This window comes from Niabella yanshanensis (genome assembly GCF_034424215.1).
Lineage (GTDB): Bacteria > Bacteroidota > Bacteroidia > Chitinophagales > Chitinophagaceae > Niabella > Niabella yanshanensis.
Map to the genome: position 1 here is coordinate 3023959 of NZ_CP139960.1, position 21383 is coordinate 3045341.

Sequence of the window (21383 nt, forward strand, 5' to 3'; positions counted from 1 at the left end):
GCGGAGGAAGTAATTCCTTCGCCTTTTTGTTTGCTTTATGGTGCTGACATAAAGAAAAATCCTCCTTGCCCAAATGGTAAGGAGGATTTTTGAATCAATAACAATTGATATTAATACCCGAACAGCTCTTCCAGATTCAGTACTTTTAACGCACCGTATTTGGAGAGATCTTCCTGTTTGATATTTTTTTCGTTCCCGATAATAGTATAGCTATACTTTTTTCCTGAAAGCTCCTGGTTGTGTAAAGCCTGGATATCTTTAAAGCTCATCGCCTTTACCTGGTCATATTTTGCTTTCCGCGGATCGCCGGTTAAGCCCTTTTTCTGATTCGCAATATAGCTGTATATAATGCCCATTTTTTCAACCCGGTCTGTTTCCAGGTCTTTCAACAAGCTGCCCCTGGCCTGCTCAAACGCATTGGCCCTGTCAGGCAATATATTGATCAACTCGTTCATTGCTGTTACAGCTTCGGGCAATTTATCTGCCTGGCTGCCTACATAGCCAATAAAGGAGAAGGGGTCTGTCTTTTTGGCTGGTGTACCTACAAATGCGTAAGTGGAGTAAGCCAGTGCTTTTGATTCCCGTATGGTTTGAAAAACCAGGGAGCCCATGCCGCCGCCAAAGTAATTATTAAACACATCTACCACTGCCTCTTTTTTAAAGTCATAGGGCGCCAGGTTCCTGGCCCAGCTCATTTCTGCCTGCACCATATCATAATGGCTAAAGAATACTTTGTTCTCATCCTGCACGACTCTTGTAAACTTCTGTGCGGCCGATATTGCCGCCCAGCTTGCCGGTGTTTTGTGTACTTTTTTAACAGCTGCACTCAAAGCTGCAGGACTCAAAGGACCATAGTAAAGAACCTGGTGCTTAAACGAAGGCATGGCGTGAATGATCGCTACCAACTCCTCTGCACTTATTGCATTTAATTCTGCATCACTCAGATTATAGTTAAATGGATTTTGGGGGCCATAAGTAGCCTGGTTAACCAGCCCCTGCATAATTGCACCTTTATTGGCTTTGGCATTAGCACGCGCTTTCTGCATCCGGTTCTTCAATCCTTCCAGCGCGGCGGCATCGGGTTTGCAGTTGCGTAATAAATGCTCTAACAATTCCAACGCCTGCGAAAAATTCTCGTTCAATCCGTTTAATGAAATACTGCTCTCCTCGTTACCTGCACTGGCAGAAAAGCTGGCCGCCAGTTGATAAAATGCTTTACTGATCTCTTCTGAAGTATACTTATCAGTTCCCAGGTATTGCAGGTATTCAAGCGCAAATGGCAGCTTTTTATCATTCCATTTGCCCATTTCATACCTGAAATTCAAATTGAACAGGCCATTTTGTTTGTTGGCTACCTGCATCACTTCAGCATTATCTATTTTGCCCTTCTGAATAGCCGTATTGTAATCCAGCCAAACCGGCTTAATAGCCGCCAATGGCATTGCATTAATGTTTTTTACAAAAGGCGACTCCTTGCCCGCGTTGGTTTCAACCGGTGTGATAGCCGGCTTTTCAACTTTTGTAATGCTTTTATCTTCTCCCTTTCTTTTATAAACAACCGTGTAGTTATTGTCTTTAAAGAACTGGTTGGCGAACGCCAATACTTCGGCCTTCGTTACATTACCCATAGCATCCAGGAAAGCTACGTCCTCCTGCCAGGTTGCCGCCTTTGTTTTTATGAAATTGTCTACCATGGTATTTACACGCACGGTATTATTATCCTGGGAGCTCAGCTTGGATAATTTATAATTAGCGGCAATGGCCTTGATGAGCTTATCATCAAAATTGCCTTTCTTTAATTCTTCAATCTGGCCTAATAAGAGCGCTTTTACGTCATCAAGGGTTTGCCCCTGCTTGGGAGAAGCTTTTAACTCAAAAATACCATAGTCCTTATATTGAGAAAGCGTTGAACCCGCCGAAAGCACTTTTTGCTGTTTATTCAGGTTCAGGTCTAATAAACCGGCTTTCCCATTGGCAAAAATACCATCTATTACATTGAGCATCAGCTTGTCTTTCGATGTCTCGGCACCGCTTCTGAATGCAATGGTAATATTTTCTGCACTGGGCCCGTATACCTCGGATATAACCGGGCTGGTGATGGGCTGTTCCGGAGCCGGATTATATTCTGCTACGGTTTTCGGCTGCATATAACTGAAGGCTGCATCAATTTTTTTCACCAGTACATCCGGATCAAAATCACCCGCCATGATCACAGCCATATTATTAGGCACATAATACTTGTGGTAGTAATCCCTGATTGCCGTAAGAGATGGATTTTTTAAATGCTCGATAGTACCGATTGTTGTTTGCTGACCATAATTATGCGTAGGAAACAGGTTGCGGTAGGTGGTTTCCAACACTTTCCAGCCGTCGTTATCCATAGAACGGTTCTTCTCCTCATAAACGGCTTCCAGCTCGGTATGAAAAATACGCAAAATAGGGTTGCGGAATCTTTCTGCCTGCACGGCCAGGAATTTGTCAACGGCATTGGAAGGAATATCTTCTTCATACACCGTTTCTTCCACCCAAGTATGGGCGTTGGTTGATTGTGCTCCCATTGCCGTCATCATTTTATCGTATTCATTGGCAATAGAATATTGAGAGGCACGCCCCGAAACGGCATCGATCTGCTTATAGATTTCTTTTCTTTTTTCAGGGTCGGTAGTTTTACCATACACTTCATAAAGTGCATCGATGGAATCAAGCTTGGGTTTTTCTTTTTCCCAGTCAAGACTGCCATACTTATCAGTTCCTTTAAAAAGCAGGTGCTCCAGGTAATGGGCTAAACCGGTGTGATCTTTAGGATCGGTATTGCTGCCCGCCCTTACGGCCAGGCGATAAGCAATGCGCGGTTCTTTCTTGTTGGGACTTAACATAACGGTAAGCCCGTTTGAAAGCGTATAAATACGAACCCCCATCGGGTCGTTGGACACATATTTATAAGTGTAGCCGTTCGCTGATTGGGTTTCTTCCCACTGGTAGTTGTTTTGGAGCTTTGCTGTCTGGCATAATACACCTCCCAGCAAAAGCGTTAAAAATAGTTTCTTCATTAAAATGAATATTGATTAGAATAAATATGATGTTAAATTTAATGATTATAGTTTTCTGTGAGCCTATTAATAGGATGAAAAGACAAAACAATAGATGGATGGCATTTTAAACAGGTTTTTTTACTTTCGTGGCAGCATGGATGCAGTACTTATAGAAAATCTTTCTTTCAAATACAAAGACCAGTCATCGTTGATTGAGGCGTTGAACCTGCAAATTGAGCCTGGTGAGCGGTTTGGCATTTTTGGTCCCAACGGCGCAGGGAAAACTACATTAATGAGCCTCATCACTGGCTTGCTTCCCTACAAAGAAGGAAGCATTAAAATATGGGGAAAGGAAATAGGTTCCCAAAAAGAAGAAGTAAAAAAAATGATCGGCCTGGTACCCCAGGATTTTTCTTTTTATGAAGACCTGAGCCCGGAAGAAAATATGGAATTTTTTGGCGCCTGGTATGGTCTGGATAAAGCCACTACCCGCCGGAAAAGTAAAGAGCTGTTGCAGGTGATGGGCTTAACTTCGGTAGCCCATAAACCGGTTAAAACTTTTTCGGGGGGAATGAAAAGAAGGGTGAACCTGGCTATAGGCGTCATGCACAGCCCCAAAATATTGTTTTTAGACGAACCAACAGTTGGGGTAGACGTACAATCAAGAAATGCTATTATCGATTTTTTGAAGGGAATCAATAAAGACGGCACTACCTTAGTGTACACTTCGCACCAGCTAAATGAGGCCGAAGATCTGTGTAATACGGTGGCCCTCTATGACCAGGGCGCTATTATTGTAAAAGACAGCTTGACGAACTTACTGCAAACACATCGCCAGGATGGGCTTGAGGGACTATTCCTGGAGCTGACGGGCCGTTCTTACCGGGATTAATTTTTTAAATAAATTTTAATAATAGGGGTTTTGGCAAAAAATTTGTTGTAACTATATTTGAATTTTAATCACTGAAAAATAACATTTTATGAATAAACTACTTACAGGTTTTGCCCTTGGATTGATAGTGGGCGTTTTATATGCTCCGGATAAAGGAACTTACACACGCAGAAGAATTAGCGATAAAGGCAACGACCTGAAAAACCAATTTGCAGATTTTATTGATAGTGTGGCGGGCAAATTTGAGCATACTGCAGATGAAATTGAAGACTACGCAAATATGAAAGCCGAGAATATTCGCTCTGAAGCTATTTAAGCAAGAACTTAACTATTAAACCTTATATAAGTTAATGATAGCCGCCCCTTCAGGGCGGCTATTCTTTTAGTACAACCTGTACATCTTACCCGGCATACTTTGAATTACATTTTTCATTTCCAGGTTTAAGATGCTTACTGCAACCATACTGCTATTTAGGCCACATAGCAAGTTAATATCATCGATGCTAACCATTCCTTTTTCATTGAGTAATCCAACAATTACTTTTTCTTCCGGCGTAAGACTTATAAATAACTCCTTTGCAGCAGGCGGGTTTGGCTTCCTGGTACTGACCCAGCCCATCGTTTCTAATAATTGTGAGGCATCGGTCAATAATATTGCTTTGTTGTTTTTGATAAGATGATTAGAACCGCTGCTTTTTTTGTCTGTTAGCTTACCAGGTATCGCAAATACATCTTTATTATAGCCATTGGCCAGCTCAGCGGTGATCATACTACCGCCCTTGATATCTGTTTCTATTACGATAGTCGCATCAGCCATGCCAGCTACAATACGGTTACGACTGGGAAAATTATGCCGGTCTGGCAATGACGTATGCCTGAACTCTGTAAGCAATCCTCCTTTCTGTATCATCTCCTTTGCCATCTCCTTATGGCTGTTGGGATAGATTTTGTTTAACCCATGTGCCAGCACACCTACTGTTGCCATATCATTTTTCAAACATGCTTTATGAGCAATCGAATCGATGCCATAGGCCAGGCCACTCACCACCAGCACATTTTCGTTGGAAAGGGATGTTACCAGCGTTTCAGTAATAGATTTCCCATAATCGGTATGTGTGCGGCTGCCCACAATAGAAATGATTTTTGATTGATTCAGGTTGGCATTGCCCCGGTAATACAGCAATATGGGTGCGTCGTAGCAATTCAATAATCTTTTGGGATAAGCTTCATCCTCTATAAAAAGCGGCTGTATTTTATATTTTTCAACAAAGGCCAGTTCAGCTTCTGCGTCGGTAAAATTATTGAAGCTCTTAATACTCCTGACCCTTATTTCTCCCAGGCCGTCTATTTTTTCAAGTAATCGCTTAGGTGCCCTGAAGATTTCTTCAGCTTCAAAATGCTCGAGGAGGGCCCGGCTTTGCACGCAGCCAATATTGGGAACAAGCGTAAGTGCTATTTGGTATAATAGTGCGTTGTTCATAGTGATTTAGCATACTAAACTTACGTAAAATATTTCATATATCAGCGCTAAACCAGGTTGCCGGCCCGTTTCGCTAACCGTAAAACGCTTTGATAAACAACCAAACAGCGGGAGCTGCAAATAATACAGAATCAAATCTGTCCAGGAAACCGCCATGTCCCGGCATAATGCGACCGCTGTCTTTTACACCTGCCATCCGCTTTAATTTTGATTCAAACAGGTCTCCAAATGTCCCGGAAATAGCAGTAATAGTGCTTATGATAATGCCAGGCACTGCCAGTTCCCATTCGATGTATTTTAAAAAAATAAGTGAAAACAGCAGCCATGTCAAACCAGCGCTTAATATAATACCGCTGACAGTTCCTTCCCAGGTTTTTTTGGGTGATATTTTACTCAGGGGTGTTTTGCCAATAGCAGAACCTGCGAGGTAGGCCATAGTGTCGTTGATCCACACACTGCCGATAATAAACACCACCATATAATTGCCGAGGTGTACGTGTTGGGCTGCCTGTTGCGGTGCCGACAAATTGAGTAAAAGGCCCAGGGGTAAAGCGGTATACAGCAAGCCCCCCGATAGCCATCCCATCACCTTCTTTGAAATGATCTTTGTTTTAAAAATACCCCAGACCAGCAAAATAAAACCGGCAATTAGAACAGGTAAACTAAAATTTTGCCTTATTTCATAGATGCCTAATTGAAGCGAGCCTGAGCCCAACAGCAGAATGATGTGATAACCTATCAGGCTGATCCCTGACTTCAGATGAGCATGGATAGACTTCCCCGTTATTTTTTCGACCAGGCAACTATATTCCAGGGAACAACCAAAGTAGATCAGGGAAATCAGCAGGAACAGGCTCCATTGGTTAAACAATAGCCCAAACATCATTACCGCTACAAATATCAATGCGGTAAAAGCACGTGTCCAAAAGGTTGACCAGTTAAACGCCATCAGTCGCAGTTAGTGAGTTTTTGGTATTCTTCCTGTATTGTATAAAAAGAAAAATAATAACGGGAATAGATAGAAAACCCAGGTAACTCCCTTCTTTATCGCTTAGTACCGCCTGCATTGATTTTCCGTCCAACCTGGCTACATACATTACCAACACCGCCGTTGCATTATTAATAAAATGGGCTAAAATACTGAGCCACAATCTACCACTATACTGGTACAGTAAACCCAGGATAATACCCAATGCCAGCCTCGACAAAAAGCCATACGCTGAAAAATGTACAGCGCTGAAAATCACGCTTACCACAATTACACTTACCCAAAGTCTTCCTGTATTGCGGTATAAATAATTCTGTAAACCACCTCTGAAGAAAGCCTCTTCGCAAACGGCAGGTACCAGCGCCAGCACAACAATAGAAATAAGCAATTCGGGGACAGAATCCAGGTTAATAATACCCGCTGCAGTTTCAGCATACCCCTTTTCCATTTTGTCAAAAGCGATACGCCAATCCACCGGGAAAGGAAGTTTATACGTAAAATAGCCCAAGGCACCACTTAAGGCAAGGGCTGCTACAGTAATAAAAACGGTTAGAAGCAGGTCCCTTCCGGCTATAACACCTTTAAATCCAGTCAGTTTCATCGGGCTCCAGCTCAGGCGGGACGCCGTGAACCAAGTAGGCAGCAAAAAGCCAAAAACCGCCGAAAAGGTCTGAATTACCTGCATTTCTCTCAAATAAGTCCTGTCACCCGCCAGCGTCGAGATGTTTTCGGTAATAAATGCTATGCTTTTGCCACTTATGGCTGCAGCAACCGGAATGCCCAGCAATCCTCCGATAAACATACCTCCTACACCAAAGGCAATCAGCATAAAAAAGCCCGCTAAATAAGATATTCCTTTTTCGCCCATTCCCCTTCCTTGTGTATCATTCAACAAGGCGTTCCTGTTTTCGTCTGTCATTTTTAAAAAAGTGTGTATTTTTGCCCGCCCGAACGTTTCCGACATACTACCGGCAGGCGCAAAAATAAGATTAAAAGTTTTCACGGGTTTTGATTAATTATTGTATGAGTGTAGGTTACAATTCCGGATGTCACAGGTCAAATTGGTCTTGGCACTCTCGCACGCAATATATGTGTCAACATATTGAAGCAAGTAAATTTAAAATATGGTAACTATAGGCGATAAAATTTCTCTTCCTGATTTTCCACTACTGCTGGCCCCAATGGAAGATGTAAGCGATCCTCCTTTTCGCGCTGTGTGTAAAGACAATGGTGCAGACCTGATGTATACAGAGTTTATCAGTAGTGAAGGCCTGATTCGTGATGCCATTAAGAGCCGCCGTAAGCTGGACATTTTCGACTACGAACGTCCTATTGGTATACAAATATTTGGAGGAGATGAGGAAAGCCTGGCGCTTGCTGCTAAAATTGTAGATGTTACCCAGCCCGATCTCCTGGATATCAATTTTGGTTGCCCGGTAAAAAAAGTGGCGCTGAAAGGTGCTGGAGCCGGCGTATTGAAAGACGTGGACCTGATGGTAAAGTTGACTGAAGCGGTGGTGAAAAGCACATCGTTACCGGTTACCGTAAAAACTCGGCTGGGCTGGGATGAAGGCCTGTTGAATATCGAAGAAGTAGCTGAACGCCTGCAGGATGTAGGCATCAAAGCCCTGGCCATTCATGGACGCACCCGCGCCCAGATGTACAAAGGAGAAGCTGACTGGACGCTGATTGGCAAAGTGAAAAATAATCCGCGTATTCATATCCCTATTTTTGGAAACGGCGACATCGACAGTCCTCAAAAAGCCGTTGAATATAAAAATCGTTATGGTGTAGATGGCATTATGATTGGCCGCGCTGCTATTGGCTACCCATGGATCTTCAGGGAAATAAAACATTTTGTTCAAACCGGCGAACTGCTGGCTCCGCCTACTGTAGAGGAGCGGGTGAACGTGGTGCGCAAGCATTTACGCAAAAGCCTGGAATGGAAAGGACCTGTTGTTGGCATTAATGAAATGCGCCGCCATTATGCTAATTACCTCAAAGGGCTACCGAATATCAAGGAATATCGCAGTAAACTGGTGACCTTAAATAACGGCGATGACATTGAGGCCATACTGGATGAGATTATTGTTCGTTACTCCAATTATGAAATTGAAGCCTCACCCATTGAGCTGATCAATTACCACGAAAAATGCCCGGTGAACTAAGGTCTGCCCACTTTTTTGAACAACTTTTCATCTTTTGTCTTATGAGTGTAACCTGAGGTCCCTGCATCTAAAGCCGGTAATCACTCAGGAGCCAGTGCGAAATACCGGTTATTGCCGCCTTAACCGTATTACCCTTAGTTTGTGCAGTACTAATACAATAGGATAAGTAGGATCAAATTCAAACCATTTTTTGGCAAAATTTACACTATTGGGGCTCTTGTGGTGATTATTTTGAAAAAGCTCGCCCATCAGTAAAAAGTCGAGGGGCAATGAGTTTTTACTATGGTCATGGTTATCATAATTCGAATAACCATACTTATGCCCGCACCAGTTCACAATAGCCCCGTGTATAGGGCCCATAAAAAAATGAATCGGCAATAATAAAAACATCCACCATTGGGTCGCGAAAAAAATGTAGAATAACAAATACCCGATTCCGAACAAGATTCTTACACTCCACATATTGCTGATTCTATCCATCAAAGGCCACTCAGGATAGTTTCCCTGGAATGGCTTTTCCGGTTCGACCTTATACTTTGCATAATTCAAATAAATGTCCTTTGTACGCATGGTCATCTGCCAAACATCTTTGAAAAAATGAGGGGAATGGGGATCTCTTTCGGTATCACTGTAGGCATGATGCATCCGGTGCATAATAGCATAAGCCCTGGGATTTAAAAAAGAAGAACCCTGCAATAAAATGGTAAATCCATAAAAAAAGCGTTCCCAAAAATGACTCATGGTAAACATTTTATGAGAAGCATACCGGTGTAGAAAAAACGTCTGGCAGAAAAGAGATAAGAACCAGTGAGCCAAAAAGAAAATTAAAACAGCCATTAAATTTGTTTAAACCTCCAGTAATCACGCGTTGATTTTAAACCGTCGGCTGGCCCTGATATATTCAAAGGCCGGTTATTGCACCTTTTACCGGATCTTAAGAAAACGAACACGCTACTTTAAGCAAATTAAAAAAGTAAATAAAAAAACATACGCAGGGCTTTTAACGCCCGGTCTTATACGCGGGGCCGAATATACAAACATTCTTACCTTTATTCCTTTTATATCCGCGATTATTCACCGATAATGGGTGCATAATATTTAAAACCGCATACACAACATTTAACAGGCATAAAAGGTTTGATTGAGTAGCAGAAAAAGACGTTGAGTAAGCCTCCACTTCAGTAGGAATGGTGTTACTGAAAACCGGAGTTGCCCCTATCAATCAAAACACCGACAATCTTTCATTACTTTTACTAAAAAAGATGGAGCACAGTTCAAAAGACCCTTTGCACGGGAAAAGGCTGGACACTATTCTTGAAGAGTTGATAGCTTATTACCAGGGTTTTGAAAAGTTAGGAGAACAAATACGTATCAAATGCTTTACTGATAATCCGAGCATCAGCTCTTCTTTAAAATTCCTGCGAAAAACGCCCTGGGCAAGAACCAAAGTTGAAAGCCTGTACCTCTATGTATTAAGACAACAAAAGAAAGCGGAGAAGGGGCTTCGATAAGCATTTTTACAACGCTTGTCCGTATTCACCCCCGTCCTGAGTCAGCTCCAAATCTGGTAAATGACTGGTTCTTATACTTGCCCTGTTTATTCTTACGTGCATTCTTTATTTTTACGGTATATGAGTCCGACTATTTACCAGGAGAAAGCTGCCCTATTTCACAAAAAGTTTAATGATCTCAAACAAAAGCTGGGTTGGTTAAGCTTTGTCCGATTGTTGAGTTTTCTATTATTTGTATACCTGATCTACTTGTTTGCTCAAACAGGTTCGGGTTTTACAGTAATAGGTGCCTTATTATTTTTCGCTGCTTTTTTATTGCTGGTAAGGCAATATGGGCGCGTGGAGCAGGAGAAGCAATTTTACCTGGCATTGGCTCAATGGAACGAACGGGAAGATGCATTTTTAAAAACCAATAGCCCGGGCTATGATACAGGTAATGAGTATGAAGACCCACATCATCCTTACTCTTACGACCTGGATCTTTTTAGTGAAGGAGGGTTGTTCTCTTACCTGAACCGTTGCAGCACTTCGTTTGGCAAGGAAGCCCTGGCCAGTGATTTGCTGGATCCGGATACTAAAGCTATTGGAGAAAAACAGGAAGCGATCAAAGAGCTGTCGGGGAAAATAGATTTCAGGCAGCAGCTGTATGCACACGGAAGCTTGCACGAGACTAAAAAGAAAGAACTGGAGCGGCTGATGCAATGGATCGACTCCGATACCCGGCTGATCAGTACGCCCTGGTATTACGGATTAATGATCTTTCCACTGGCCACCATGGGTAGCCTGTTTTATTATATAGCCACAGAAAATGAATCCGCCTTCTCTCTTTTTTCGAAGCTTTTTGTAGTTAACCTGATCATTGCTTTCTCCTTTTCAAGGAAAATAACGGCTCAATTATCTGTTTCAACCTCGGTGACCAAAATATTACAGAACTATAGTAACCAGCTAAAGCTAATTGAAAAGGAACATTTTCAATCTGCTCTGTTGCAACAATATCAGCAGCAATTAGCTAAAAACGGGTTAACGGCGTCAAAGCTTATTGGTCAGCTGGCTTCCTTATTCAATTACCTTGAAACGGTAGTAAACCTGGTCGTTAGCCTGCTGCTGAATGGACTTTTTCTTTTCCATGTGCATATTTTATACCGGCTGGGCATCTGGAAAAAACAGCACGCACACCATATTAAAGGCTGGCTACAGTTAATAGGAAAATTTGAAGCCCTGGGCAGTTTTGGCAACCTGTCCTATAATAATCCTGGATTTTGTACACCTCAATTGAGTGATACAACAGCGTTCAGTGCGTCTGCCCTGGGTCATATTCTCGTTAAACCGCACAAAAGAGTTTGTAATGATGTGTTGTTTAACGATCAGAAGTTTGTTATTCTCACGGGGTCTAATATGAGTGGTAAAAGTACCTTTTTAAGAACCCTGGGTACCAACCTCGTCCTGGCCAAAGCGGGATCTGCTGTTTGTGCCACCCGGTTTGAATTTTATCCTTTCGACGTTTTTGTAAGCATGCGTATCACCGACTCTTTGCAGGATAGTGAATCTTTATTTTATGCTGAATTGAAGCGGCTGCAATCCATTATTAAGAGCCTGGAGAGCGGGCGGCGCCATTTTATAATACTTGACGAAATTTTAAGGGGCACCAATAGCAATGACAAACGCAACGGCACCATCGGGCTTATTCGCAAAATGGCCGGCTTTGATACTTTCGGCATTATAGCCACTCATGATATTGTGGTAGCCGACCTGATAAAAGAATATCCCGGTTTCATTGCCAATAAAGCTTTTGAATCGGCCATCATTAACGATGAATTATTATTTGATTATCAACTGAAAGATGGCGTTTGTAATACTTTAAGTGCCAGTTACCTGATGAAGAAGATGGAAATAATTTAGAGGTCCCATTACAATTGGATATCTTAGCATATATAATTATTGTACTATGAGGCCCCTGCTGCTCATCTGTTTTCTTGTATCAGGTATGTTACCGTCTGCTGCGCAGGAGGGAAATGCCTATTCAGGAAAAAACAGCCTGGTTAAACTAAATCTCACATCCCCGTTTCTAAAGAACTATTCCATACAGTATGAAAGGATCCTTAACAAGCGGGTATCTGTTGCCCTTTCGGGAAGGCTGATGCCGGCTTCTACGTTACCGTTTAAAAATGCCATCCGGAAAGAAGTCATCAAAGAAGAAGATGCCCTTATTACCGACGCTTTCAACCAGGCCAAATTCAGTAACTATGCGATTACGCCTGAAGTAAGGTTTTATTTAGGTAAGAAAGGGTACGGGCAAGGGTTTTATATAGCGCCTTACTATCGGTTTGCAAAGTATAATGTAGAAGAACTACATTACACTTATGAAGACTTTGATCAGGATATTTCGATTAAGCTTACCGGAAATTTGAAATCGCATACCGGTGGTTTTTTAATTGGTGCGCAATGGATGTTGAGTAATGCCATTGGCCTGGACTGGTGGATACTCGGTCCTAATATTGGCGGCGGCAGAGGCCATATAACCGGGATTTCCAATCAACCTATCGATCCCGATGTTCAACAGGATATACGGGAGTCTCTGGAGAATGACCTGGATATACCTTTTACCAAAACAACCGTTGATGTAAATGCCAACGGGGCTAATTTAAAACTGAGCGGGCCATGGGCAGGGGTAAGAGCCGGGCTTTTATTAACGTTTAGATTTTAAAATTAATCGGCACTTGCTTTTGCCCCGGGCAGTCTGCTTTTTAGCCAGGCAATTTGCCCCCGGTGATTGGATTCGTGTTCGCATACATGAAACCATTTCCAATAAGTATTAATGGATCTTTTTTCATTGGACCATTTTTTATCTATTTCCATTAACCATTTATCGTCTTTGTTCTTCAGCTCGCGCAATGTTTTCTCTCTCACTTCTGTTATCCGGTCGATATAATATTTCAGCTCATGCCCTTTAATATTTTTACGGCCGGCATCACCCAGGTTCATGGCGTCATCCCATAATTTTTTTTCAGCCTCATTAAAATCATCCCTACCCTCAAAAGTATTGGCCTGGTAAAAAACTTCTGTTGCCCCCAGGTGCATAATCAGCGAGCCAATAGTATTTGCTTTGGCATCATGTAAGTAATCGAGCTGCCCTATATCAAGTCCTTTTGTGATACCGACAATAGTGGAACGATTATAATTAAGCATGGAGACCAGCGTGCCCACCTGGGGAGAATAGCCTTCTTTGGGCCCTATCATCATGATTTCATCGGGAACGGTGAGTGAAGATGCCGTATGAGCAAAGAAAGGGAACGCGCTCAAACCACCAGCTGCCAGAGCCGTTTTTACCAGGAAGTTTCTGCGATGCATAAAAAGGTGCTTTAATACTACTAATATACTAAAAATACAACCATTCAGAGCTGTTAGTTTTCCCGGCACACACCCTTTTAATCCAGTACGGAGGGCTTAACCCCCAGGACACTATGACGCATAGAAAAACGAACATTACCCGAAAAAACATCGCGCCCTTGCGCCGTGGCGGTTAAATAAAAATTTTCTGTATTCTTAGTTCTCCTTTATTGCCTTTAAAATATATTCATTAAAGTTCTCTTTGCTAAGGCCGATCAACTCGTGGGTAACTTTTAGAAAACCATCAACTGAATGCCCTGAACAAAGCAATTTTTTTATGCCCTCCATTCCAAATTTGTCTTTTACTTTTTTACAAATGAGCGCCCCGATAAAATATTTCATAGACAGTTTGCCATCTATTTGTGTATCATTCAATAAAGCCTCCAGGATATTTATACCGGGCTTTTCGGACAGATATTTCGCTATCATTTTTACACCGCTGGCATAAGAGATATTTCCACTTCCGCCAAACAACGTAGCGATCCCCTCGTTAGCAAATGAATTAACATTATTGCAAATCTTATCAGTGTATAAATGCACTATTTCATGGGTATACACTTCCGAATCATTACCACAATAAACAGCCTCCGTCGCATTGCTTCTCATACCTCCTGTGGTGTCTAAATACATGTTATAAATGTAATCGAAACCCAAACCGTTAAACAACTCTTTTGCATTTTTAAATTTGTAGTAAACAAATTTTACAGGTTCCATTTTGAACCGGGCCGCCAGCTGGTTATTAATGGCATTCATTTCCTTACACCGGGCAATATTGAGGTTGCCTTTGTACCTGTACCTGATATTTCCTTCTGTATGCGTTTTCATTTGTAAGGTATTATAGTACAATCCCGGATAAAAAAAGAACAACCCGTTTTCTTTTTTAGCATATAGGTTGTAGATGAATTGCATTTTCATTCCTGCGGAGTCATTCCTTATATAGGCCAGCTTTATTAAATAGTTTCCTGTTCCCGCCTTCTCCGCTATAAGCAGCAATGGCTTATAGTAATCATTGCGACCAGCACCATAAAAAAAACTAAAGTCGTAGCCATCATGCGCCGGATCGTACCTGATTACAGCCGAACGTGAAATGTCCCGCTTCATATCCAGCACAAAAGTGTCAAGCCGCTCTAAAAGCATTTTTCCGGTGGTTTGTTCAATACCGTACAATGCCATAGGATTAATCTCAAAACTATACTTTTTAACGGGTTGAGAACAACCAATTTTGTACAGAAGTAATAGGAGAACAAAGACAGGTGTTTTCATGTATTCACTTCTATTTAAAGATCTTTTTGAGTAAGCCTAACCGTCCTTTAAAAGAAGGGTAGGCCATTGGCAGATCGGGCCAGGTAGCAGCTTTTAAAACAGCTTTGGGATGGCTAAAAGTTTCCATTGAAAATTTGCCATGATAACGACCAATTCCACTATTACCCCGTCCGCCAAACGGCAGGCTTTTATTCAGGTAATGCATGGCCACCGCATTAATACAGGCGCCGCCGCCGGGTACTTTTCGCAGCCACCAATCCGCTTCTTTACTATCGTCTGTAAAAACATAAAAAGCCAAGGGATTAGGATTATGATGGATCACATCCAACGCAAAAGCATCGTCTGTGTAGGTAAGAACAGGTAATAAGGGGCCAAAAATCTCTTCCTGCATAATAGGGTCATCCATCTTTGGTGAGTCGATCAACGTAGGAGCTATATAAAGCAGTTCTTCGTTATGGGTACCGCCTGCCAGTACAATATTGCTTTGCAGGTAACCCATCAGCCGATCAAACTGCTTTTTGTTGATGATGCGCCCGTAATCATAGCTTTCAACGGGATGATCACCATAAAATTGGGTAATAGTTTGTTTTAATATTTCAACAAACGCTTCTTTAACCGATTGATGCACTAACAAATAGTCCGGTGTAATACACATCTGGCCTGCGTTAGAGAACTTTGCCATAGCAATCCTTTTGGCGGCCAGTTTAAGGTTGGCTTTTGCAGAGACAATACAGGGGCTTTTCCCTCCCAGTTCTAATGTTACGGGTACCAGCTGTTCTGCAGCCAGTTTATAAACCGCCCTGCCTACCGCAGTACTACCGGTATAAAAAATATGATCGAACCGGAAACGCTGCACCATATCCGGCACCACTACCGCTCCATCGCCCGAGGCGAAGCTGATATACTGGGGGGCAAATGTTTCAGCGAGTATTTTTCGAATAATGGCTTCGGTGGCCATCGCTGCTTCGCTGGGTTTTAGCACTGCGCAGTTGCCGGCGGCTATGGCGCCTATCAGAGGAATTAGCGACAATTGGAAGGGATAATTCCAGGGTGCTATGATCAATACCACACCCAATGGTTCATACATGATATAACTTTTGCCTGGCAGGTTTAATAAATTGGTGGCTGTTCTTTGTGGTTCGGCCAGCTCATCAATATTTTTTAAAAAATAACTGATCTCCGAAAGCACTAATCCTGTTTCAGTAATCCACACTTCCTCTTTATTTTTCCTCAGATCTTTATATAGCGCTTCATTCAGCTCCTGTTCATATTTGATAATCGTTTCCTTAAGCTTTTTTAACTGTTCTTTTCTAAAACTCAATTCCTGCGTAGCGCCGCTGTTAAAGAAATGGCGTAAAGAATCCAGTTTGGGTATATAGCTCATGGCAATGAATTAAGATGATAAAATTAAAGCGAATAGGTACGCTTTAATCTATTTTTGTTTGAAGATAAAAAACAAGCGATAAATGACGGACGAATACTTTATGCAGCTGGCATTAAATGAAGCAGCCCTGGCTTTTGAGGAAGACGAAATACCCATTGGAGCAGTAGTAGTTCAAAATAACAGCATATTGGCAAGAGGCCGCAATATGACGGAAAAGCTGACCGATACAACAGCACATGCGGAAATCATTGCGCTCACATCGGCTTTTAGTGAGATCGGCGCCAAATATTTGCCGGAGGCTACCTTATATGTAACAGTTGAGCCCTGCGTAATGTGCTCCGGCGCTTTATACTGGAGCAAAATAAAAAGAGTGGTGTGGGGTGCTTCCGACCCTAAAAACGGTTACACCCGCATTCAACCAGCGATATCTCCTTTTCATCCAAAAACCGAAATTACCACGGGTATTATGGCCGATGAGTGCGCTGCCTTGATGAAGGCGTTTTTTAAGGGTAAAAGATAAAGGCAGCCTTTTCGACTGCCTTTGAATATTAGTATCCCGGATTTTGTTGCTTTTCTATCCCGGGGTTGGCATTTATTTCGCCTATAGGGATGGGTAATATCGCTTTTTCAAAACTCCTGTCTATTGTTTTAGGACGAGTGGGAATGGTCAATCCTAAAATCTCATCATTAAAAGTAATGGGCCTGTTTAAGCGAAGCATATCAAAATAGCGCTGTCCTTCTGAAAATAGTTCTTTACTCCTTTCATCCAGTATCATATCAAGTGTAACAGTAGCCGCAGTAGCAGGGGCAAGTGCGGGAGCACGGCTACGAATGGCATTTAAATAAGTAGCCGCTTTGGTTTTATCCGTTGGAAAAGCGGCTTCGGCTGCGATCAGGTACATTTCAGAAGACCGGATTACTTTGATGTTTACTGCCGTGGTAGATGCCGATTTGCCATCTCCGGATAGTGTAGTGGTACCACTGTATTTATAAGATGCTCCTAACCTCGGATTAGCAGTGGTAGATATTTCATCGGCCAGCATAATGCCCCATCTTACATCTGTAGCATCTTGTTTTAGGCGGTTTAAAAAATAATCGCTGGCCCCAAAAAAGCCCAATGCCGCCGAATTTCCATGTGCCCTTCTTCTTAAATAAAAGCTTAAAGAAGCAGTAGTCAAATCGCCTTCATTGGGAAAAATTCCTAATTCAAAAATGGATTCTGATCCAAATTGTGTAGCCCAGGAGCTAACCCAATTGGTACGGTTATACAACGTGTAACCCCCATTATTGATTACATCTTCTGCTGCTGTAAGAGCGGCAGGCAAGTCGCCCATGGTTAAATACACTCTTGCCTGAATCGCTCTGTTACCGTAGTAGTTTAGGTAACCATTGGATTTTGTTTTAGGCAGTAGCGGTGCTGCATCTGTTAGATCTTTTAAAATTTGCATATAGTTATCATTCACCGTAGATCGAAGCGGCTGAGCCGATTCCGGCAATGGCTCCAGGGGTTGGGGTACTCCCCAGGCAGACTTATCATCGGTGTAGGATTTTCCATAAATACGCACCAAATCAAAATACATGAGCGCGCGGGCAGTTAATGCCTGCCCTAAAAAGCTGTCGAAATTTTCGATAGAGCCTTCGGCTTTTAATTTATTAATATTAAAAATAAGGTTATTGGCCTGTAGAATATTATTGTAAATAGTGGACCAAAAACCACTAAAATTGTTGGCGCTCACCGTATGGTTGAAAGTGTACAAAGCATCCAAACCCCTACCCTGCGAGTAAAGAGTCATATCGCCACCTCTTACATCTCCATACAAAATAAAATTACGGCCATAGTAATTGGAATTAGTCATATTCCGCATGATTCCGTTGACAGCTACCCGTGCATCGGCCACTGTTTTTATGGCAGTTGCAGCAGGAACTGAATTCGTTGGCTTTACATCTAAAAAACCTTTTCCACAGGCGGAAAGCAAGAGCATGGCGACTATAATGGATAATATTTTTATATTACTGTAGTTCATATTAATTCAATTTTAGGGGATCAGAAACTTACTTCAATACCAAAAGTGTAGGTTTTTGCAAATGGAATTTCCCATCCACGTGTAGCAAACTGGTTTACCTCAGGGTCGGCCAATTTGTATTTGGCTGCGGTGAATAAATTAGTTCCATTCACAAAAACTCTTGCATTGCGAACACCTATGCCGCCCAGCAAGTTACCAGGTAGTCGATAAGCAAGAGTTGCGTTTTTCAATCTTAGGAAGGAGGCGTCATGAAGCTGGCGTGTGCTATATTGCATGGGGTCTGTGAGATCATTGCCACTTAGCTTGGGTAAGGTTCCTGAAGTATTATTGTCCGTCCACATGTTATCATAATAGTCCTGCGAGCGTATTCTTTCCCAATAATATCCATCATCGGCCACATCTTTGTAAGCGCCATCGTATAAGTCCCCTCCCAGTTTGTAAATAAAGTTTAAATTCAGCGATATGCCTTTATACTCCAGGTCTGATGTAAAACCACCAAACATTTTTGGAGTACCATTTCCGATGATAATGCGATTGGCCTTGCTATAAGTATAGGTTGCTCCCCGTCCATTAAATTCAAAATCTCCGGTTGTGGGGCTATTGGGATCGTTGATGTACCAAACATTTTTACCGTTTGTTGGATCAACACCCGCCCACTCAAATCCATAAAAAGCCAACATAGACTGCCCCTCGCGGTAAATAAACTGCGCTCTGGCGTCATTGCCCGTGGGGTCGTTCCAAATAATGTCCTGACCAACCGACGCACCTTCTTGCCTGTTTAATTTTGTAACCTTCGAATTCATGATGGTTCCATTTAGTCCCACACTCCATTTAAGATGTTCTTTTCTTACAATATCCACACCCAGGTTCCACTCTATACCTCTGTTATTGATCTCGCCAACATTTTTTAATGTACTGGGAAGACCCGTTACCATGGAAATAGGTACATCCATTAAGAGGTTTCTGGAATCTCTGTTAAAATACTCAATGGATCCTGTTACCCTTCTTTCCAGTAAACCAAACTCAATAGCAAGGTTTGTATTATAGTTGGTTTCCCACGCAAGACCTGAATCGGCTATGGAAACGATACTGCCACCGGGCTGTTCCATATACTTGTCTGTAAAAGAAAGTAAAGTTCTCCAGCCGTAGTTCGCAGATGGTGTTGTAGCGTTGGTACCGTAAGAGCCTCTGATTCTAAGCTCATTCAATAGCTCGTTTTCCTTTAAAAAATCTTCTTTAAAAATATTCCATGCGCCACCTACAGACCAAAAGTTCGCCCATCTGTTTACCGGGCCGAAGCGCGAGTTTCCATCACGGCGATAGGACGCAGAGAAGAAGTATTTTTCTGAAAAATTATATTCGGCACGTGACAGAAATGACTGCATATTATAACCCCAGTTATAAGCACTGGCATTGGTAGTACCCGCTGTTACTACGGTTGGCAAAGAACTGGATGGTAAATTATTACCACTGGAACGCATAAAATCGGTTAGATTTTTCTCGGCCTCGTAACCTGCCAGCACACCAATACTATGTTGATGAATTGCTTTGTTGTAGTTTAATGTGGTAGAGCTCACCATCTTGTTAATGTTGGTACTTAACTCATGTACCTGGCCGTTAACAGGAGCAACACCGCTAAAATGCAACGCGCTGTAGTAGAGATGTTCTTTAATCTGCGAATTATTGTAGGAGAAAATAGATTTGGCGGTAAGTCCGGAAAGTATATTTACGGTTAAAGCCTCAACCGCGGAAATATTTAAGGTTCCTGCCGTATTATCCCACTCGTTGTCGTAGTAAACATTGTTTTGAGCAAGGCTGCCAAAGCGGGCAGTAAAAGGTAAGCCTGTTTTATAATCAGTGGGCCAATAAACAGGCCATAACAGATTGCGCGATTGTAGCATGTAGTTAGAACCGGTACTTCTACTGTCGTTAAAGCCCGATTTATCATTTTTTGAAATACCTATATTGCTTTCCAGTTCTAACCGGCTTCCTATTTTTTGAGTTAAATTCAGCCGGCCTGCAATACGCTGAAATTCATTAACTGCCACCCTGCTTTTATCCTGTGTATATGACAATGAGGAGTAATACTTTGTTTTATCTGTTCCTCCACTAACAGAAAGATCATTGGTAGTAAAAAAGCCTGTTCTGAACAATACGTCATCCCAGTTAAAATAACGGCCTTCCCGATTTTCTATACCATCAGTCATTCCCAAAATCGCCACGTTCTGATATCTGTCTGTACCAGATGTTTCAAACCGGTAGCCATGTCGGTTAAATCGGCTATTCAGCCTTGACAAAGCATCGGTATTGGCTGCTTCAGGTGTTTTGCCGCCCGTGATATTCAGATCATAAAACACCTGGTACAGCATATTTATTTGTTCCTGAACACCGGCAGCTTCATAATTGTCCGTAGCCCAGGTGGGAGTAATACCTAAAGAAGTTTTAAAGCTGATAACAGGAGCGCCTATTTTTCCTTTTTTAGTGTTGATAATAACCACTCCATTTGCCGCCCTGGATCCATACAAAGAGGAGGCTGCAGCGTCTTTCAAAACAGTGATTGATTCGATATCATCAGGGTTGATATTGGCCATTATATTATTGGTAGTATTCAAATAGCTACCCATTTGGCCTACCGACTCCGAAACGATCGGCACGCCATCTAACACGTACAGCGGATCGTTCGACGCATTCATGGACCCAATACCCCGGATACGCAACGCGGGTGCCGAGCCCGCCTGCCCCGAGGTTTGGGTAATTTGTAGCCCAGCTACCCGACCGTTGAGCGCGTTTTCAAAAGAAGTAGTCGGCACATCCTTTATTTTGGATGCATTTATTACCGTAGCCGCCCCTGTGTAAGTACTCTTTTTAGCCGTACCATAAGCCACTACAAATACTTCGTCCATTTTGGTTCCTGTACTTTCCAAAAGCGTTACCTCAAAAGCAGACTGAGTGCCGGCATTAATTTCTGTATTCTGATAATTAACTGCAGATAGGGTAAGTATAACATTTACACCAGTGACTGTAAGTGTGAACCGCCCGTCTTCACCGGCGACAGTAGAATTATTGGATCCTTTTTGACTCACCGTTGCATTAACAACCGGTTCCCCGGCGCTGTTTCTTACAGTTCCCGTTACCTGCCGTGTTTGCGCCGGCAGAACAAGAGGATAACAACAAAACACCACGAAAAAAAAAGACAGAATTTTTCCCTTCATAGACGCAGATTTTTAGGTTTAAGGATATGTTAAATATAACTT

The 21383-nt window shown here is 42.3% G+C and carries 17 protein-coding genes; 7 read left to right on the forward strand and 10 right to left on the reverse strand.

Going from position 1 to position 21383, the window contains the following annotated elements:
* Positions 1–110 precede the first annotated feature (110 nt).
* Complete coding sequence (locus U0035_RS12570) at positions 111–3050, reverse strand: M16 family metallopeptidase (RefSeq protein ID WP_114790133.1); 2940 nt, start codon at positions 3048–3050, stop codon at positions 111–113.
* A gap of 136 nt (positions 3051–3186) precedes the next feature.
* On the opposite strand from U0035_RS12570, the gene U0035_RS12575 reads away from it, so the two are divergent.
* Positions 3187–3924: an ABC transporter ATP-binding protein gene (locus U0035_RS12575; protein WP_114790481.1), complete on the forward strand. Its 738-nt coding sequence runs from the start codon at positions 3187–3189 to the stop codon at positions 3922–3924.
* A gap of 88 nt (positions 3925–4012) precedes the next feature.
* Positions 4013–4240, forward strand: coding sequence for a YtxH domain-containing protein (locus tag U0035_RS12580; protein ID WP_114790134.1), 228 nt, complete (start codon positions 4013–4015; stop codon positions 4238–4240).
* 66 nt (positions 4241–4306) lie between these two features.
* Here the strand turns inward: U0035_RS12580 and dprA are convergent, their stop codons facing one another.
* The 3 genes from dprA to U0035_RS12595 all read right to left on the reverse strand — a co-directional run bounded on the left by dprA (position 4307) and on the right by U0035_RS12595 (position 7395).
* Complete coding sequence (gene dprA, locus U0035_RS12585; RefSeq protein WP_114790135.1) at positions 4307–5404, reverse strand: DNA-processing protein DprA; 1098 nt, start codon at positions 5402–5404, stop codon at positions 4307–4309.
* Between the two features lie 73 nt (positions 5405–5477).
* The gene (locus U0035_RS12590) at positions 5478–6353 is read right to left on the reverse strand and encodes a phosphatidate cytidylyltransferase (RefSeq protein ID WP_114790136.1); all 876 of its coding nucleotides are present in this window, start codon (positions 6351–6353) and stop codon (positions 5478–5480) included.
* Complete coding sequence (locus tag U0035_RS12595; protein ID WP_245957661.1) at positions 6343–7395, reverse strand: CPBP family intramembrane glutamic endopeptidase; 1053 nt, start codon at positions 7393–7395, stop codon at positions 6343–6345. The genes U0035_RS12590 and U0035_RS12595 overlap by 11 nt, the downstream gene beginning before the upstream one ends.
* Before the next feature lie 121 nt (positions 7396–7516).
* Between U0035_RS12595 and dusB the strand changes: the two genes are divergently transcribed.
* Positions 7517–8560 carry a tRNA dihydrouridine synthase DusB gene (gene dusB / locus U0035_RS12600; RefSeq protein WP_114790137.1) on the forward strand — a complete coding sequence of 348 codons (1044 nt, stop codon included), beginning with the start codon at positions 7517–7519 and terminating at the stop codon, positions 8558–8560.
* A gap of 108 nt (positions 8561–8668) precedes the next feature.
* Here the strand turns inward: dusB and U0035_RS12605 are convergent, their stop codons facing one another.
* A complete protein-coding gene (locus tag U0035_RS12605; RefSeq protein ID WP_114790138.1) occupies positions 8669–9397 on the reverse strand; it encodes an acyl-CoA desaturase in 729 nt (242 codons plus the stop codon).
* A 425-nt stretch (positions 9398–9822) separates the two neighbouring features.
* Between U0035_RS12605 and U0035_RS12610 the strand changes: the two genes are divergently transcribed.
* From U0035_RS12610 to U0035_RS12620, 3 genes are all read left to right on the forward strand, one after another.
* Entirely contained in the window at positions 9823–10071 is a 249-nt protein-coding gene (locus U0035_RS12610; protein ID WP_114790483.1) for a VF530 family protein, read from the forward strand.
* Positions 10072–10191: 120 nt separating this feature from the next.
* Positions 10192–11970: a MutS-related protein gene (locus U0035_RS12615; protein ID WP_114790484.1), complete on the forward strand. Its 1779-nt coding sequence runs from the start codon at positions 10192–10194 to the stop codon at positions 11968–11970.
* Between the two features lie 46 nt (positions 11971–12016).
* The gene (locus U0035_RS12620) at positions 12017–12775 is read left to right on the forward strand and encodes a DUF3575 domain-containing protein (protein ID WP_114790140.1); all 759 of its coding nucleotides are present in this window, start codon (positions 12017–12019) and stop codon (positions 12773–12775) included.
* A gap of 2 nt (positions 12776–12777) precedes the next feature.
* On the opposite strand, the gene U0035_RS12625 is transcribed toward U0035_RS12620, so the two are convergent.
* The 3 genes from U0035_RS12625 to U0035_RS12635 form a co-directional block, all read right to left on the reverse strand.
* Positions 12778–13419: a DinB family protein gene (locus tag U0035_RS12625; protein WP_211316377.1), complete on the reverse strand. Its 642-nt coding sequence runs from the start codon at positions 13417–13419 to the stop codon at positions 12778–12780.
* A gap of 195 nt (positions 13420–13614) precedes the next feature.
* The gene (locus tag U0035_RS12630; RefSeq protein ID WP_162817801.1) at positions 13615–14721 is read right to left on the reverse strand and encodes a hypothetical protein; all 1107 of its coding nucleotides are present in this window, start codon (positions 14719–14721) and stop codon (positions 13615–13617) included.
* Positions 14722–14731: 10 nt separating this feature from the next.
* Complete coding sequence (locus tag U0035_RS12635) at positions 14732–16105, reverse strand: aldehyde dehydrogenase (RefSeq protein ID WP_114790142.1); 1374 nt, start codon at positions 16103–16105, stop codon at positions 14732–14734.
* 82 nt (positions 16106–16187) lie between these two features.
* Between U0035_RS12635 and U0035_RS12640 the strand changes: the two genes are divergently transcribed.
* Complete coding sequence (locus U0035_RS12640; protein ID WP_114790143.1) at positions 16188–16625, forward strand: nucleoside deaminase; 438 nt, start codon at positions 16188–16190, stop codon at positions 16623–16625.
* Positions 16626–16653: 28 nt separating this feature from the next.
* Here the strand turns inward: U0035_RS12640 and U0035_RS12645 are convergent, their stop codons facing one another.
* Both U0035_RS12645 and U0035_RS12650 read right to left on the reverse strand, forming a co-directional pair.
* A complete protein-coding gene (locus tag U0035_RS12645) occupies positions 16654–18129 on the reverse strand; it encodes a RagB/SusD family nutrient uptake outer membrane protein (protein ID WP_114790144.1) in 1476 nt (491 codons plus the stop codon).
* A 20-nt stretch (positions 18130–18149) separates the two neighbouring features.
* The gene (locus U0035_RS12650; RefSeq protein WP_114790145.1) at positions 18150–21341 is read right to left on the reverse strand and encodes a SusC/RagA family TonB-linked outer membrane protein; all 3192 of its coding nucleotides are present in this window, start codon (positions 21339–21341) and stop codon (positions 18150–18152) included.
* Positions 21342–21383: the final 42 nt, after the last annotated feature.